This window comes from Microbacterium meiriae (assembly GCF_040702565.1).
In the GTDB taxonomy this organism is placed as follows: domain Bacteria; phylum Actinomycetota; class Actinomycetes; order Actinomycetales; family Microbacteriaceae; genus Microbacterium; species Microbacterium meiriae.
In genome coordinates this window covers 441,118-455,029 of record NZ_JBFBLJ010000002.1, presented here as the reverse complement: position 1 = coordinate 455,029, position 13,912 = coordinate 441,118, and the positions used below count along the sequence as shown (strand labels likewise).

General features: G+C 70.3%; 19 protein-coding genes. 6 read left to right on the top strand and 13 right to left on the bottom strand.

All coding sequences use genetic code 11. The features are described from left to right. The first annotated feature begins 13 nt into the window (after positions 1–13). Entirely contained in the window at positions 14–586 is a 573-nt protein-coding gene (locus tag AB0310_RS09660) for a GIY-YIG nuclease family protein (protein WP_366237114.1), read from the top strand. 188 nt (positions 587–774) lie between these two features. On the opposite strand, the gene AB0310_RS09655 is transcribed toward AB0310_RS09660, so the two are convergent. After that, on the bottom strand, positions 775–1,407 hold the full coding sequence (locus AB0310_RS09655; protein WP_366237113.1) for a helix-turn-helix domain-containing protein: 633 nt from the start codon (positions 1,405–1,407) through the stop codon (positions 775–777). Positions 1,408–1,498: 91 nt separating this feature from the next. Here AB0310_RS09655 and AB0310_RS09650 point away from each other — a divergent pair, with 91 nt between their 5' ends. Beyond that, a complete protein-coding gene (locus AB0310_RS09650; RefSeq protein ID WP_366237112.1) occupies positions 1,499–1,975 on the top strand; it encodes a hypothetical protein in 477 nt (158 codons plus the stop codon). Here AB0310_RS09650 and AB0310_RS09645 read toward each other — a convergent pair. Then, positions 1,972–2,577, bottom strand: a complete 606-nt coding sequence (locus AB0310_RS09645) for a TetR/AcrR family transcriptional regulator (RefSeq protein ID WP_366237111.1) — start codon at positions 2,575–2,577, stop codon at positions 1,972–1,974. The two genes, AB0310_RS09650 and AB0310_RS09645, sit on opposite strands and share 4 nt — an antisense overlap. 32 nt (positions 2,578–2,609) lie before the next feature. Between AB0310_RS09645 and AB0310_RS09640 the strand changes: the two genes are divergently transcribed. Beyond that, entirely contained in the window at positions 2,610–3,599 is a 990-nt protein-coding gene (locus tag AB0310_RS09640; protein WP_187662735.1) for a DMT family transporter, read from the top strand. Here AB0310_RS09640 and AB0310_RS09635 read toward each other — a convergent pair. From AB0310_RS09635 to AB0310_RS09610, 6 genes are all read right to left on the bottom strand, one after another. After that, the gene (locus tag AB0310_RS09635) at positions 3,539–3,766 is read right to left on the bottom strand and encodes an RNA-binding S4 domain-containing protein (RefSeq protein ID WP_366237110.1); all 228 of its coding nucleotides are present in this window, start codon (positions 3,764–3,766) and stop codon (positions 3,539–3,541) included. The genes AB0310_RS09640 and AB0310_RS09635 overlap by 61 nt on opposite strands. Before the next feature lie 28 nt (positions 3,767–3,794). Continuing rightward, positions 3,795–4,694, bottom strand: coding sequence for a hypothetical protein (locus AB0310_RS09630; RefSeq protein WP_232089130.1), 900 nt, complete (start codon positions 4,692–4,694; stop codon positions 3,795–3,797). 170 nt (positions 4,695–4,864) lie between these two features. Next, complete coding sequence (locus AB0310_RS09625; protein WP_366237109.1) at positions 4,865–6,190, bottom strand: sensor histidine kinase; 1,326 nt, start codon at positions 6,188–6,190, stop codon at positions 4,865–4,867. After that, positions 6,183–6,860 carry a response regulator transcription factor gene (locus AB0310_RS09620; protein ID WP_187662732.1) on the bottom strand — a complete coding sequence of 226 codons (678 nt, stop codon included), beginning with the start codon at positions 6,858–6,860 and terminating at the stop codon, positions 6,183–6,185. Before AB0310_RS09620 ends, AB0310_RS09625 begins: the two co-directional genes overlap by 8 nt. A gap of 119 nt (positions 6,861–6,979) precedes the next feature. Further along, the gene (locus AB0310_RS09615) at positions 6,980–7,504 is read right to left on the bottom strand and encodes a putative immunity protein (RefSeq protein WP_366237108.1); all 525 of its coding nucleotides are present in this window, start codon (positions 7,502–7,504) and stop codon (positions 6,980–6,982) included. A 23-nt stretch (positions 7,505–7,527) separates the two neighbouring features. Further along, a complete protein-coding gene (locus AB0310_RS09610) occupies positions 7,528–7,986 on the bottom strand; it encodes a DUF6194 family protein (RefSeq protein ID WP_366237107.1) in 459 nt (152 codons plus the stop codon). A 61-nt stretch (positions 7,987–8,047) separates the two neighbouring features. On the opposite strand from AB0310_RS09610, the gene AB0310_RS09605 reads away from it, so the two are divergent. After that, a complete protein-coding gene (locus tag AB0310_RS09605; RefSeq protein WP_366237106.1) occupies positions 8,048–8,845 on the top strand; it encodes a MerR family transcriptional regulator in 798 nt (265 codons plus the stop codon). On the opposite strand, the gene AB0310_RS09600 is transcribed toward AB0310_RS09605, so the two are convergent. Then, positions 8,778–9,527: a DeoR/GlpR family DNA-binding transcription regulator gene (locus tag AB0310_RS09600; protein WP_187662729.1), complete on the bottom strand. Its 750-nt coding sequence runs from the start codon at positions 9,525–9,527 to the stop codon at positions 8,778–8,780. The two genes, AB0310_RS09605 and AB0310_RS09600, sit on opposite strands and share 68 nt — an antisense overlap. Positions 9,528–9,581: 54 nt before the next feature. Between AB0310_RS09600 and AB0310_RS09595 the strand changes: the two genes are divergently transcribed. Beyond that, positions 9,582–9,947 (top strand): DUF4406 domain-containing protein, encoded by a 366-nt coding sequence (locus AB0310_RS09595; RefSeq protein WP_366237105.1) that lies wholly within the window; start codon positions 9,582–9,584, stop codon positions 9,945–9,947. Positions 9,948–9,956: 9 nt separating this feature from the next. Continuing rightward, positions 9,957–10,133, top strand: coding sequence for a hypothetical protein (locus AB0310_RS09590; RefSeq protein ID WP_025102796.1), 177 nt, complete (start codon positions 9,957–9,959; stop codon positions 10,131–10,133). A 70-nt stretch (positions 10,134–10,203) separates the two neighbouring features. Here the strand turns inward: AB0310_RS09590 and AB0310_RS09585 are convergent, their stop codons facing one another. The 4 genes from AB0310_RS09585 to AB0310_RS09570 form a co-directional block, all read right to left on the bottom strand. Continuing rightward, positions 10,204–11,568 carry an LLM class flavin-dependent oxidoreductase gene (locus tag AB0310_RS09585; RefSeq protein ID WP_366237104.1) on the bottom strand — a complete coding sequence of 455 codons (1,365 nt, stop codon included), beginning with the start codon at positions 11,566–11,568 and terminating at the stop codon, positions 10,204–10,206. A gap of 73 nt (positions 11,569–11,641) precedes the next feature. Continuing rightward, a complete protein-coding gene (gene pnuC / locus AB0310_RS09580) occupies positions 11,642–12,349 on the bottom strand; it encodes a nicotinamide riboside transporter PnuC (protein WP_187662726.1) in 708 nt (235 codons plus the stop codon). Positions 12,350–12,351: 2 nt separating this feature from the next. Next, positions 12,352–12,879 (bottom strand): GNAT family N-acetyltransferase, encoded by a 528-nt coding sequence (locus tag AB0310_RS09575; RefSeq protein WP_366237103.1) that lies wholly within the window; start codon positions 12,877–12,879, stop codon positions 12,352–12,354. Positions 12,880–12,881: 2 nt separating this feature from the next. After that, entirely contained in the window at positions 12,882–13,799 is a 918-nt protein-coding gene (locus AB0310_RS09570; RefSeq protein ID WP_315636724.1) for a DUF808 domain-containing protein, read from the bottom strand. Between the last annotated feature and the right edge of the window lie 113 nt (positions 13,800–13,912).

The following is a 13,912-nucleotide window of genomic DNA, read 5'->3' as shown; positions in this document are numbered from 1 at the left end:
ATACGCTGATGCCATGCCAGGCCTTTCATTCTCCGCCGAGCGCATTCTCAACCCACGAGAACTGACCAGAGTGTTCGACGTCGGGACGGCGCCGAAAGAAGGCGGCATCTACGCTTGGTGGTTCACGCCGGGTGCGTTAAGGGTGCCCGCACGTGAGTATGCGACCACGGACGGATTTGACCTGCTGTACACCGGCATCTCGCCGCGGAAGCCGACCGCCGCGGGCAAAGCCAGTACCGGGAACGTCCGCTCGCGGCTCCGTTCGCACGCGAAGCGGGACGCGTCGTGGAGCACGTTGCGCCTCTCGCTCGGCATTCTGCTCGCGGACGATCTTGGCCTGACGCTCGCGCTACACGCAGGACGGGTCCACTGGGGGACTGGCGAGGCGGTGCTCACCGGGTGGATGCAACGGCATGCGCGAGTGAGCTGGGTGCGTGACCCCGCGCCGTGGATTGTGGAGGACGAATTGCTCGCCGCGTCGAACGTGCCTCTCAACATCGATCAGCACCTCCACGATCCGTTCTCACGTGAGCTGACCCAGCGGCGCATAGACGCGAAGGCCGCTGCACGGTCCGAGGGCCTTTGATATGTGGCGGTAGCGCCATGCTCCGATCACCGTGTGCAGCATGACGCAGAGATAATCGCGCATGCTGGTGAGGGGCGTAGGAATCCGCCACCTTTCGTGGAATCCCGGAGCTGAAACCAGTGCCAACTACCGTGGAATTCCGGGTATCGGCTGCCACCTCGACCGGGAACCTACACTGAGCCGCGGCGTCAGCGTCCCACGTCGGACGCCGACTCCTCGCGGAGGCTGAGCCGGACGTGGCAGGAGTGCGCACTGGTGAACGGGATCACGCGTTCGATCTCCACGGGGCCGCCCGCTCTCGCCAGCACCGACTTCATGAGTTCCTCGTGCACCCGGCAGACCACGGTCTGGTCATCGGTCAGCAGCGTGTGGAAGCGGCAGGGGGAGAGGTCGACGGTCATCGCCTTCTCGTCGATGTCCGGCTGTAGGCCCACGTCGTCGAGGTGGTGGAACAGCGCATCGAGCTGATGCGTCGCGGCCTCCGGGAGCCCGGATCGCGTCGCCGGGAGCACCGCGCGCATGAGGTCGCCGTGACGGATCGCCTCCTGGACCCGCCGCTCCTCGATCTCATTCGGCTCGCTCGGCAACACGGGGGAGAAGCGCAGCCGCGGCCGTCCGCGACGACCGGTGTGCTCCACCTCGGACCGGGCGAGGCCCTCGCCTTCGAGCACGCGAAGGTGGTCGCGCAGGGTGTTCACGTGGAGGCCCATCCGGAGGGAGAGCTCGGCGAGCCCGATTCCGGGAGAGTCCATCACAGCGGCGAGAACCCGCAGCCGACTGCTCTGCATGAGCCCGCGGTAGGCGTCGGTAGTACGTGGCATGTTACCCATCATCCCCCGGATGCCGGATGAGGGGTCGATTTCCACGGCCAGGCCTGGCGACGGCGGCAACCGGTCCGGTTACCCTGAGGCCATGACGGGTGGACGCACGGTGACTGCGCTGCGCCTGCTCCTGCCCGCATTCCTGCTCGGGGCGATCGTCGCGATCTCATTCCTGGAGGCGCCGTTGAAGTTCCTGGCTCCCGGAATCACGATCCCGCTGGGGCTCGGCATCGGTCGCCTCGTCTTCACCGCCCTCAATGTCCTCGCGGGAGCGGTGCTCCTCGTGTTGACCGCGGTCAGCATCCGCGCCAGGGCCGGACGTCCCTCGGCGCTGCTGCTCGGCGGGCTGTGGCTGGTGTTCCTCGTCGAGGTGATCGTCATCCGCCCGATCCTCAATCGGCGCAGCGATCTCGTCATCGCAGGGCAGGAGGCTCCGGGAACCGACGGCGCGCACTACGCCTACATCGTCGCGGACGTGACGATGGTCGTGCTGCTCGTGGCCCTTCTCGTGGTCACGGTGCGCGCTGTGCTGCCGCCGCGCGCGTCCTTGCCGACGACCGACGTCTAGGACGCGTCGGACGGTGTGGACTCCAGGATCCGCCGTGCACTGTCGCGAGCGGTGACGAACGGTTCGGTGAACGTCCCCATGCCGACGGTGACGATGGCTCCTTCATAGAGGAGCATGAGCGTCTCCGCGAGCCGTTCCGGATCGCGGAAGCCCGCCTCATCGCAGAGCTCTGCGAAGACCGCGAGCAGCCACTCCTTCTCGCGACGGGCCTCGGCGAGCACCAGCGGGGCATCCCCGGGGCCGTCGATCTCGGCACGCGCGTTGATGGCGCTGCATCCCTTGGTGCTGTTGTCGGGCACCCAGGCTAGGGCTGCGTCGAAGATCGCGAGCACACGGGCAGGCCCCGGCTCCGGCACCCGTGTGAGGTGGGCCGCGACGTGATCGCGCCAGCGGGCGTCCCGGTGCTGCAGGTACGACACGACGAGCGCTTCCTTCGATCCGAAGCGGTCGTACAGCGTCTTCTTCGTGACGCCGGCGGCCGCGGCGATGGTGTCGACTCCGATGGCGTGGATGCCGCGCTCGTAGAAGAGGTCGGAGGCGGCATCGAGCACACGGCGTGCTCCCGGGGTCAACGGGGGGAGTTCCGGGGCGGGGATCGACATGCGCCGAGTATACCAACCTGTATAGTGGGCGGATGAGTAAACAGATCGGTATACTCGGGCGCCTCCTCACCGTCGGTGCCGCGGTGGCTTTCGTCCTCACGTGGAGCTCGGGATTCCTCATCCCCGCGGTCGCCACCACGGACGTCGACCCGCTGACGCTCCTGGTCTGGCGGTTCACGCCGCTCGCCGTCGTGCTCGTGGTCCTCGTCGCGGTGTCCGGTGCGGCGAGGGGGATGACCGGTCGCGAACTCGGCGTCCAGGCGCTCGTCGGATCGCTCGCCCAGTTCGGATACTGCGCCGCTGTGTACGCCGCCGTCGCCGCAGGCATCGCCACCGGCACCGTCGCGCTGATCGATGCCGTCCAGCCGCTGCTCGTCGCCGTGCTGGTCGGTCCGGTGCTAGGCCTCCGCGTACGCGGCGCTCAGGTCGCGGGGCTGGTGATCGGGGCGGTGGGGGTGCTGCTCGTCGTCCAGTCGCAGTTCGGCGCCGGCCGCGCGCCGCTCGTCGCCTACCTGCTTCCGGCGACGGCGATGGTCTGCCTCGTGATCGGCACGCTGGTGCAGCGGCGGACGGCCGTGCGCACGGGGGTGCTGCTGACCCTGACCATCCACGTGAGCGTGACCGCCGTGCTGCTCCTCGTCATCGGCGCGCTCGCCGGGGCACTCGTGCCGCCGGCTCGACCGTCGTTCTGGATCGCCGTGGTCCTGACCGCGGTCTTCCCGACGCTCGGCGCCTACGGACTGTACTGGTGGCTGCTGCGCCGGGTCGGCATCACCGCGCTGCAGGCCCTGCTCTTCCTCGTCGCCCCGGCGACCGCGATCGGCGGGGCGCTGCTGCTCGGCGAGCCCCTCACCGCGATCACGCTCGGCGGGTTCGCGCTGTGCGGGGCCGGGGTGACCGCCGTGCTCGTGAGCGAGGCGCGGAATCGGGGCCAGGAGGAGGACGGCTCCGCGGTGCCGAGTCAGGGCCGGACGCGCACCGCCCGGCCCTCGAAGGTCACCACATCGCCATCGCGGAGCTGACGCCCGCGGCGCCGGTCCACGTCGCCGTTCACGGTGACGCAGCCGTCGATGATGACCTCTTTCGCGTCGCCGCCCGAATCGAGCAGGCCCGCGAACTTGAGGAACTGCCCGAGGCGGATGACCTCGCCGCCGATGGAGACTTCGTCGATCGGATCGGAGTTCGTCATCCTTGCATGCTAGCCGTCGGGCCGACCGTCACTCGTCGATGTCGGTGCCCACGACCGCGAACGAGGCATCGAAGGAGATGTCGATCGAGCGGTTGTCCGTCGTCAGGACGGAGGCGTCGTAGGGGCTCACGTCGTCGGAGTCCACGTCGAGGTCGGTGATCATCCCCTCGGCCTCGGCGAGAGCGGCATCGACGAGCGTGCGGATGGTCTCCTCGTCGAGCGTGAGAGTCGGACCCTGGTCGTCGCCGTCCGCAGCGTCTGTCGACACCACGGTCGCGGCGAGCTCGTCGTCGACGCGCACCTCGGTCTCGTCCCCAGCGGACGTGGTGAGCTGCACCTCCCACGTCCCGTCGCGCTTCGCGTCGATCGAGGTGACCTCGCCCTCCGCGGCGTCCTGGGCGGCGGCGGCGATCGCGAGGAGCTCGTCGACGTCGTCGGTGCCGATGCCGGTCACCGGACCGCGGTCGCCCCGGTCTCCGCTCGGGCGCGCGTCGTCGTCGCCGCGGTGGTCTCCGCGCGGGCCGTGATCGCCCTCGTGTCGGGGGCCCTCCATGGCGGGACGGTCGTCGTCGTCACCGAACTCGTCGCCGATCGCGGCGCCCACTGCCACGCCTCCGCCGGCGAGCAGCACCGCGGCCGCGATCCCGCCGCCGATGAGGAGCGCGCGCTTGCGTCCGGGCTTGGTGGGGGTCGCTGCGGCGGCCGGTGCCTCCGGCGCGCCGTTCGGCGTCGCGGCAGGATCGGTGGTCGGCGCGACCGGCACCGTCGGGTCGTCGGCGTTCGCGTTCGTGCCGGGGCCGGCGGGGGAGCCCTGTCCTGCGGTGTGGTCCTGGCCCGCGTTCGGGACGGCGGATGCCGAGTCCGGTCCGGAGGCGCGGTTCTCGTCCGGCGTGGGGTTCTGGTCGGAAGCAGGAGTCTTGTCGTTCATGTCTCGATGGTCTCCCGACGCCGCTGAAGCCACCCTGAAGCCTCCTGAAGCCCCGTTCAGGAACCGATATCCCGGGCACGATTTCGGAGCTCGGCGACGACACGCCGTCCGGGAGGAGGTCATGGCCGGGGTGTCGTGGGCGATCTCCGAAGCTGTGCCCGGGGGCGGGGTCAGGAGAGAGGGCCGGCCGAGGGGAGGGTGACGGTGAAGCGGGCGCCGCCCCACCGGGAGGCGTCCACCGCGATCGCGCCGTGGGCGGCGGTGGCGATACCCTGGGCGATCGCGAGACCGAGCCCGCTGCCTCCCGCGTCGCGGCTGCGGGCCTCGTCGAGCCGGACGAAGCGCTCGAAGATGCGGTCCCGCTCCTCCGGCGGGATGCCGGCGCCGTCATCTTCGACCGTGAGGACGACGTGCGGCGGCCGTGACTCCACCCCGATCGCCACGCGGCCGTTGCTGTGCCGGGCGGCGTTGTCCGCGAGGTTCCGCAGCAGCTGGCCCAGCAGGCGGGGATCGCCGGCAGTGCGGGCCGCGCGGATGCCGGACCCGTCGACGTCGAGCCCGGCAGCCCGCAGCCGACGCACCTCCGCGAGGGCCAGGTCGTCCAGGTCGACCGGTTCGGTGCTCCCGGTGACACCCTCGTCGAGGCGGGCGAGGAGCAGCAGCGACTCCACGATGCCCTGCAGCCGCAGCCCCTCCTCGGCCACCACCTCGGCGAGCTCGTCGATGCTCGTCACCTCCGGGTGCGCCTGGGCGAGCTCCGCGTGCTGACGGATCGTCGCCAGGGGAGACCGCAGTTCGTGCGAGGCGTCGGAGACGAAGCGGCGCTGCGCGGTCGCCGCCGCGTCGAGCCGGTCGAGCATCCCGTTCATCGTCACGGCGAGGGAGTGGATCTCATCCGCCGTGTCGGGAACCGGCACCCGGTGATCGAGGCGCTCGGCGGTGATGCCCTCGACCTCCTGGCGGATGCGTGTGACCGGGCGCAGCGCGCGCCCCGTGACGAGCCAGGTCGTGACGGCCACGAGCAGCAGCAGCGCGGGGACGGCGATCACGAGCAGCGTCGCCACGGTGGCCAGGGTCTCCGCGTCCTCGTCCATCGGCACCGCGAGGACGAGGGTCTGGTCGCCCTCGACGTCGTCGGACACCACGACCATGGGTTCCCCGTCGATGCGGACCACCTGCGGATCGTCGCCCACGGGCAGCGGGGTGGCGCCGAGCGCATCGGCAGCCTCCTCGCTGGACGCCCGCACCGATCCGTCTCGTCCGAGCAGCTGCACGAGGTCGTCGTCGAGCTGGTCGGGGCCACGCCGGCCCGGACCGTCGAACCGGCTGACGAGCTCCTCCAGCCGCTGCTCCGCCGCGCGTTCGGTGCTGCCGTGGATGCTCGCGCTCAGCACCCCGTAGAAGGAGAAGGCACCGAGGAGCAGCGCGACCGCGACGACCAGGGTGGCACCCAGGGTCGTCCGGCCGCGGACCGACCGCCAGAGCCGCCTAGCCACCGTTCGCCGCCAGCCGGTAGCCCGCACCGCGGATGGTCTCGATCGCCTCGCGCCCGAACGGCTTGTCGACCTTGCGGCGGAGGTGGCCGACGTAGACCTCGACGATGTTCGGGTCGCCGTCGAAGTCGTCGTCCCAGACGCCGGCCAGCAGGTCGCGCTTCGACAGCACCTGCCCCCGGTGCCGCATCAGGTGCTCGAGCACAGCGAACTCGCGCGCCGTCAGGGTGATCGGGGCCTCGCCGCGCCAGACGTGGTGTCCCGCGGGATCCAGTCGCAGGTCGCCGGCCTCGAGGATCGTCGGTCGCGCCACGGCGCCGCGCCGCACGAGTGCCCGGAGTCGGGCCACGAGGATCGCGAACGAGAAGGGCTTGGTGACGTAGTCGTCGGCGCCGCTCTCCAGCGCCTCCACCTGATCCCACTCGCCGTCCTTGGCGGTGAGCATCAGCACGGGGGTCCAGTTCTCCTCGGCGCGCAGGGCCTCGCAGACCTTCCACCCGCTCATGCCGGGCATCATCAGGTCGAGCACGATGGCGTCGTACCGGGTCTCGCGGGCCCGCCACAGGCCGTCGACGCCGTTGTGGGCGACGTCGACCGCGAAGCCCTCCGCCTCGAGTCCGCGGCGCACGCCTTCGGCCAGACGCACCTCGTCGTCCACCACCAGGATCCGCATCCCCCCAGTGTGGCGGGTCGACGCTGAATCGGGGCTGAAGCCGTCGGACCGCTTTCGAATCGCGCAACTGGTTCCATCTGCGGCTCAGATACAGCCAGTTGCGCGATTCGAAGAGGGACTCAATCGACGGCGGACGAGAGGTGTGCCTGCAGGTCGCGGATCACCTCGCCGAGGGGGCCGGAGGAGAGGAGCCCGGGGCCGAGCGGGCCGGCGGGGTCGGTGCCCAGGGGCGGGAGGGTGCGCAGGGCCGCAGCGGCCTCGGGGGAGAGGTGCGTGAGTTGCCAGCGCACCTCTGCGACGCGGACGTCGGGGGCGTCCGGGTGTGCCAGCTCGACAGCTCGCGCGGCGTAGGCGGCTGCCCCGAGAGCATGCGCACCCATGTGCGCGACCCCGGCGGCCTGTGCCGCGGAGCGAGCGGCCGCGGTGCCGGCAGGTGTCACGGCGCTGCGGGCAGCCCTGCCCGCGACGAAGCGACGACGGATCTCGCCCGCAGCCGTGAGCTCGCCACGGGCGAAGGCGCGCGTCCTGGCGATGGCATCACGCGCACGGACGTCGTCCGGGGCCTCCCTCTCGAACAGCGGGATCACGCGCTCGGCGCAGTCGGCCGCCCACACCGCGACGATGCGACGGTCGGACTCGGTCATGCCCTGAGGAGTCGACACGGGACTCATCTCGCCCGTCGTCCGGTGCGCGCACGTGCCGCCTCGTGCGCCTCGCGGAGGAGGGCGAGCACGGCACCCTCCGTCGCCTCTGCGGGGTCGATCACGCACACCCAGCCGGCGTGGCCGTACAGGGGGTGAGGGCGGAAGACGTCGACCGCCGTCGGGTCGTTGCCGTCGCCTGTGAGAGACGCCGCCGCGATGATCGACTCCGCGCGCGCGTGTCCGACGTGGATGTTCACCCGGAAGCGCCCTGGAGCGTCCAGCGCGGAGGACGTGTCGTCGGGATAGTCCTTCGTGATGATCGTCCCGTACGGCTGAGTGCGCTCCGGCATCCGGCCGTCGGGCGCGTGGTAGAAGTACGCGTCTCCCCATGACAGTTCGGGGAAGTCGCTGCCCGCCTCCGGGGCGATGACGAGCACGCCGTCGAACGAACGGACCTCTGCGATGATCTCCTGCATTTCCATCCTTCAATGCTGAGGCTGATGTGCTTATGTGGACTCAAGGACCGGAAAGACGAGGAGCAGTGTGCAGAACCCTCAAGAGCAGGTGATGACGACGGCGGCGCTCGGCCGGCTGGTCGACTACTCGACGCAGCAGGTGCGCGACCTTGAGCGCCTCGGAATCCTCCCCGCCGCGGAGCGCGGCGCGAACGGGTACCGGCGGTATCGGACGCCGCATGCCCTGGCGCTGCGTGCCTATCGCGCGTTGGCGGCGGCGCTCGGTCCGGTGCCCGCGCGTCGACTGATGCCGGCTCTCATCGGCGGATCGGTCGAGCACGCGGCGGAGCGGATCGACGCCCTGCACGCGGACGTCGCCCTCGAACGCTCACGGGTGCGCGCGGCCCTGCGCGGACTCGAGGACGCCGTGGCGGAGGCCGACGATCCGTTCGTCGAGGACGATGCGATGGCCATCGGCGAACTCGCCCAGGCGCTCGGCGTCCGCTCCTCCGCACTTCGGCACTGGGAGCGAGAAGGGCTCGTGCGCCCCCTTCGTCGCGCGGGATCGGTCCGCTCCTATGACTCCCTCGCGATCACCGAGGCGCGGATCGCCGCCGCCCTGCGCTCGGGCGGCTACGGCATCCCCGCGGTATCCCGGATCATCGACGAGGTGCGCGCGCATGGTGACACCGAAGACGTGCAGCGCATCCTCGCGGAGCGGCTGGCTGACCTCACGCGCCGTAGCGTGGCGCTTCTCGCGGCGGCAGGTCACCTGCACGCCCTGCTCGCGGAACGCCTCGCGGAGGAGGGATCCTCGCTCACGCCCCCGCCGGGATCTGCGCCAGGACCTCGGGGATCAGCGGATTCTCGTCGAGGGGGTCGGTGATGACCGCGGCGACCGCCTCGAACGGCAGCACCGGGTAGCGCGAGGCGGCGCCGATCTTCTCGTCGCTCGCGAGCACGATCGTCGCGGCACATCGGGAGGCGATCGCTCGCTTGGTGACGGCATCGTCGAGCTCGCCCGTCGTGAGGCCGTGACGCGGGTCGACACCCGTGACCCCGACGAAGAACACGTCGGCAGCGAGGTGCTGGATCGCCTCCATCGCGAGTCCCCCTCCGGCGACGAGAGAGTGCCGGGCGAGCTCGCCGCCGATCATGATCACGCGCGCATCCGAGTGCTCGGCGACGGCCAGGGCGACGGCGGGACTCGGGGTGATGACCGTGACGCCGGTGCCGGAGGGCAGCAGTCGCGCCATCGCGAGCGTGGTGGTTCCGGCATCCAGCACGATCGTCGATCCGGGGCGGATGGTCGTGACGGCCTGGCGGGCGACCCGCTCCTTGCTCTCGGTCGCCAGGTCGTGGCGCTCGCGCACCGGGCGATCGGCCGCGGCGATGGGCAGCGCGCCGCCGTACACGCGCTGGAGCCTGCCCTCCTCGGCGAGCTCGCGGAGGTCGCGGCGGATGGCGTCTTCCGATACTCCGAGGTCATCGGCCGCAGCCTTCGCCACGACCCGTCCCTCGCGGGCGAGCACGGCGAGCAGGTGGTCTTTGCGCTGAGCAGCGAGCATACGTTTCCTCACGAAGTTGCACGTTTATGCATGATTCAGATTACAGTCATCTCCATGATGAAGCCACTCCTGATCCTGATCGCCGGCCCCTACCGTTCCGGCACCAACGGCGACCCCACCCTGATCGCCCGCAATCTCGCGCGTCTGGAGGAGGCGTCCGGTCCGATCTTCCGCCTCGGCCACGTGCCGATGATCGGGGAATGGGCCGCTCTGCCCAGCCTCCGCACCCTCGACGCGGCCGAAGTGGAGACCGGCGACGTGATGTACGAGACCGCGCACCGCCTCCTCCAGCACTGCGATGCGGTGCTGCGCCTTCCGGGGGCTTCGACGGGCGCGGACCAGGATGTCGCCATCGCCCACGAGCGCGGACTGCCTGTCTACCGGTCGCTGGAGGAGATCCCGGCCGCCGCGACTCCGTAGGCTGGAGGCATGACCAAGAACATCTGGACCGTCCTCGGCGTCATCCTCGCCGTCGTGATCGCGTGGTGGATCGTCAGCGCGCTGTTCTCGGTGCTCTGGTTCATCGCGAAGCTCGCCATCGTCGCGGTCGTCGCCGTGGTGGTCTTCCTCGTGCTGCGGAGCCTCTTCACCCGCGACGCCGACTGATCGGCCTTCGAATCGCCCACTTTGCGCCACACCGGCCGGATTTGCAGCACAGCGGGCGATTCGAACGGGGTCAGAGGCGGTACTGGGCGGCGCGGTGCGTGGGCTGGACCCGGTCGCCGCGGCCGTGCAGCTTGTGGCGGAGCGTGCCGGGCACGTACTCCTCGGGGTAGGCGCCGCGCTCGCGCAGCACCGGGATGACGTGCTCGATGACGTCCTGCCAGGTGCCGGGGGTGACGGCGTACGCGAGGTTGAAGCCGTCGATGTCGGTCTCCGCGACCCACGACTGCAGCTCGTCGGCGATCTCGACCCCGGAGCCGACGATCGTCGGGCCGAGCCCGCCGATCGCGTTGTGGCGACCGAAGTCGCCCACCGTCCACTCGCGCCCGAGGTCGGCCTCCTCCTTCAGGTGCTGCAGCACCGACTGGATCGCGTTCGACTCGACGTTCCCCACCGGCTCGTCCTCGGCGTACTGCGACAGGTCGACGCCCATCCACCCCGACATGAAGGTGAGCGCCCCCTCCGGGCTCGCGTAGGAGAGGTACTCGGCGTGCTTCGAGGCCGCCTCCTCGCTCGTCGCGGCGGTGATGACAGTGAGCAGGGTGTAGATCCGGGCGTCGTACCGGTCGCGCCCCGCCGCCTCGAGAGCGTCGCGGATGCGCTTCACGGTGCCGGCGAGCACCTCCTTCGACGGCGCCGCGACGAAGATGGCCTCGGCGTTCTCCGCCGCGAACCGCACTCCGCGCGGGCTGGCGCCGGCCTGGTAGATCACCGGAGTGCGCTGGGGCGACGGCTCCGAGATGTGGATGCCGGGCACGGAGAAGTGCTTCCCCTCGTGCCGGATCGGGTGCACCTTCGACGGGTCTGTGAAGATGCCGCGCTCGCGGTCCTCCACCACCGCGTCGTCCTCCCACGACCCCTCCCAGAGCTTGTAGAGCACCTCGACGTACTCGTCCGCGTGGTCGTAGCGGTCGTCATGCGCGAGCTGGTCCTCCTGCCCCATGTTCCGGGCGGCGCTGGGCAGATAGCCGGTCACGACGTTCCAGCCGACGCGGCCCTGGGTGAGGTGGTCCAGAGTGCTCAGACGCCGCGCGAACGGGTAGGGGTGCTCGAAGGCCGTGCCGGCGGTGACGCCGAATCCCAGATGCTCGGTCACCGCGGCCATCGCGCTGACCAGGAGGATCGGGTCGTTCACCGGCACCTGGGCGCCGTTGCGGATGGCGGCCTCGTTCGTGCCGCCGTAGACGTCGTAGGTGCCCAGGACGTCGGCGATGAAGATGCCGTCGAAGGTTGCGCTTTCCAGCAGCTTCGCCAGGTCGGTCCAGTACGAGATCGTGTTGTACTGGCGCGACCGGTCGTCGGGATGCCGCCACAGGCCGGACGACTGATGGGCGACGCAGTTCATGTCGAAGGCGTTGAAACGGATCTGCCGGGTCATGCCCCCATGAAACGGGACCGGGCGGCATCGGGGCGAGCGACGGCGACACGCACCGAAACAATCGCGACGCCGGTCAGGCCTCGTCGTCCGGACGGCGGGGGCTCGGGTCGGGCGGGAGGATCTCGATCGGACGGGCAGCCTGCCGTTGCGCCCGCCACCAGATCACGAACCCGATCGCGGTGAAGACGCCGTAGAACACGTACATGAGGCCGGTCGCGTAGTAGCCGGAGCTGAACAGCAGCGGCACCCCCACCACGTCCACGGCGATCCAGATGAGCCAGAACTCGGTCCAGCCCTTGGCCATGCCGTACGTCGCGAGCAGTGACCCGACGAAGGTCCAGGCGTCGGCCCAGACCGGTTCCCACGAACCGAGGGCGCGGAACAGGGGGGTGAGCGCCACGGTTCCGACGACGAGGACCACGACCAGACCGACGCGGGCACCGGTCGGCGCCCACCGCGGCACGATGCGACCGCCGTCGGCATTCCGCCAGCGGATCCAGCCGTAGATCGCGACGGCGATGAACATGATCTGCCGCCCGGCCTGACCGAGGAGATGCGGGAGCGACGGGTCGGGGCTCAGCGCGGAACCGAGGAACACCGTCAGCAGCAGGACGTTGCCGACGATGCCGACCGGCCACGCCCAGACCTTGCGCCGCATGCCCCCGAGGGCGCTCGCGAGTCCGAACGCGTTCCCGACGACCTCACGCACCAGGAGGGTCTGGCCTCCCGGCAGCACCCAGGACGAGGAGAAGGCGTCGACGAGCCACTGCAGGAAGCCCATCGCTAGAGCGCCGCGTCGGGGGTGGGGCGGTCGTCGAGCACGAGCTGCAGCATGCTGAGGTCGAGCCAGCGGCCGAACTTCGCACCGACCTGCGGCATGCGGCCCACCTCCCGGAACCCGAGGCGCTCGTGCAGGGCGATGGAGGCGGTGTTGCCGCTCTCCACCCCGCCGATCATCACGTGCATCCCGGCTGCCCGAGCCCGGGCGATGAGCTCAGTCATGAGGAGCGTGCCGATGCCGCGCCCGCGCTGATCGCCGCGCACGTAGACGGAGTGCTCGACGGTCAGGCGGTAGCCGCTGTGCGGGCGCCACTGGGCGTAGGACGCATAGCCCACGACCCCGCTGTCGTCGGCGGCGACGATCACGGGGTAGCCGCGCGCGATCCGGTCGGCGAGCCAGGCTTCCCGGTCGGCGCGATCCACCGCCACCTCGTTCCAGATCGCGGTCGTGTGCACGACGGCGTGGTTGTGGATCTCGGTGATCGTGTCGAGGTCGTCGCTCTCGGCGGCCCTGAGGTGCACGGCGGTCATCGTCAGACGTGGATGTCGGCGGGGGAGGCCTCGCCCTCGTGGAAGCTCGGCTTCTTGCCGAAGACCTTCGCGATGCCGAGGACGGCGCCGACGATCACGAGACCCCAGATGAGACCGGCGATGGCGGAGATGATGGTGTCGACCACCCAGACCACGAAGCCGCCGAGGGGCTCCAGCGCGTGCTCGACCGCATGGAGCACGTCGGCCGGCGCGTGCAGCCCGACCTCGCCGAGGTTGATGAGGACGAGGTGCCCGCCGACCCAGAGCATCGCGACGGTGCCGAGCACGCTGATGAAGCGGAAGACCGCGGGCATCGACCGGACGATACGCGTGCCGGCGTGCCGCACGCGCTGCACGGGGTTCTTCGCCATCTTCAGGCCGATGTCGTCGATCTTCACCAGGAGCGCCACGGCGCCGTACACCGCGACGGTCATGACCAGCGCGATCACCGCGAGGATCGCCAGGGTGGACCAGATGCCGAGTCCCTTGTCGAGGCTGGCGAGGGAGATGAGCATGATCTCGGTCGAGAGGATGAGGTCGGTGCGGACGGCGCCGAGCACGAGCTTCCTCTCGTCGCGGGCGCCCTCGTCCGCGTGACCGTGCTGCACCCCGAACCACTCGAGCACCTTCTCCGCCCCCTCGAAGCACAGGTACGAGCCGCCGAGGATCAGCAGATAGGGCAGTACCCATGGCGCGAAGGCGGTGAGCAGCAGCGCGATGGGGATGATGATGACGAACTTGTTCACCAGCGACCCGAGGGCGATCTTGCCGACCACGGGGAGTTCGCGGGCCGGCGTGATGCCCTGCACGTACTGCGGCGTCACGGCGGCGTCGTCGATGACGACTCCCGCAGCCTTCGCCGACGCCTTCATCGCGGCGCTCAGGATGTCGTCGACGACGGCGAGCAGTCCAACGGACATGGCAGTTCCCCTCGGGTGGTGTGTGGTGCGGAGGCAACTCTATCGAGTGGGAAAACTCCCAGCCCGCTCCCAGCCCCGCGGGACCAAAAGCCGCGCCCGCGTGGTTCTCCTCT

What these genes read in the sequence shown, in the direction of transcription:
- AB0310_RS09660 (WP_366237114.1), top strand. Translation starts at nt 14, where the DNA reads ATGCCAGGCCTTTCATTCTCCGCCGAGCGCATTCTCAACCCACGAGAA.
- AB0310_RS09655 (WP_366237113.1), bottom strand. Translation starts at nt 1,407, where the DNA reads ATGCCACGTACTACCGACGCCTACCGCGGGCTCATGCAGAGCAGTCGG.
- AB0310_RS09650 (WP_366237112.1), top strand. Translation starts at nt 1,499, where the DNA reads ATGACGGGTGGACGCACGGTGACTGCGCTGCGCCTGCTCCTGCCCGCA.
- AB0310_RS09645 (WP_366237111.1), bottom strand. Translation starts at nt 2,577, where the DNA reads ATGTCGATCCCCGCCCCGGAACTCCCCCCGTTGACCCCGGGAGCACGC.
- AB0310_RS09640 (WP_187662735.1), top strand. Translation starts at nt 2,610, where the DNA reads ATGAGTAAACAGATCGGTATACTCGGGCGCCTCCTCACCGTCGGTGCC.
- AB0310_RS09635 (WP_366237110.1), bottom strand. Translation starts at nt 3,766, where the DNA reads ATGACGAACTCCGATCCGATCGACGAAGTCTCCATCGGCGGCGAGGTC.
- AB0310_RS09630 (WP_232089130.1), bottom strand. Translation starts at nt 4,694, where the DNA reads ATGAACGACAAGACTCCTGCTTCCGACCAGAACCCCACGCCGGACGAG.
- AB0310_RS09620 (WP_187662732.1), bottom strand. Translation starts at nt 6,860, where the DNA reads ATGCGGATCCTGGTGGTGGACGACGAGGTGCGTCTGGCCGAAGGCGTG.
- AB0310_RS09615 (WP_366237108.1), bottom strand. Translation starts at nt 7,504, where the DNA reads ATGACCGAGTCCGACCGTCGCATCGTCGCGGTGTGGGCGGCCGACTGC.
- AB0310_RS09610 (WP_366237107.1), bottom strand. Translation starts at nt 7,986, where the DNA reads ATGGAAATGCAGGAGATCATCGCAGAGGTCCGTTCGTTCGACGGCGTG.
- AB0310_RS09600 (WP_187662729.1), bottom strand. Translation starts at nt 9,527, where the DNA reads ATGCTCGCTGCTCAGCGCAAAGACCACCTGCTCGCCGTGCTCGCCCGC.
- AB0310_RS09595 (WP_366237105.1), top strand. Translation starts at nt 9,582, where the DNA reads ATGATGAAGCCACTCCTGATCCTGATCGCCGGCCCCTACCGTTCCGGC.
- AB0310_RS09590 (WP_025102796.1), top strand. Translation starts at nt 9,957, where the DNA reads ATGACCAAGAACATCTGGACCGTCCTCGGCGTCATCCTCGCCGTCGTG.
- AB0310_RS09585 (WP_366237104.1), bottom strand. Translation starts at nt 11,568, where the DNA reads ATGACCCGGCAGATCCGTTTCAACGCCTTCGACATGAACTGCGTCGCC.
- pnuC (WP_187662726.1), bottom strand. Translation starts at nt 12,349, where the DNA reads ATGGGCTTCCTGCAGTGGCTCGTCGACGCCTTCTCCTCGTCCTGGGTG.
- AB0310_RS09575 (WP_366237103.1), bottom strand. Translation starts at nt 12,879, where the DNA reads ATGACCGCCGTGCACCTCAGGGCCGCCGAGAGCGACGACCTCGACACG.
- AB0310_RS09570 (WP_315636724.1), bottom strand. Translation starts at nt 13,799, where the DNA reads ATGTCCGTTGGACTGCTCGCCGTCGTCGACGACATCCTGAGCGCCGCG.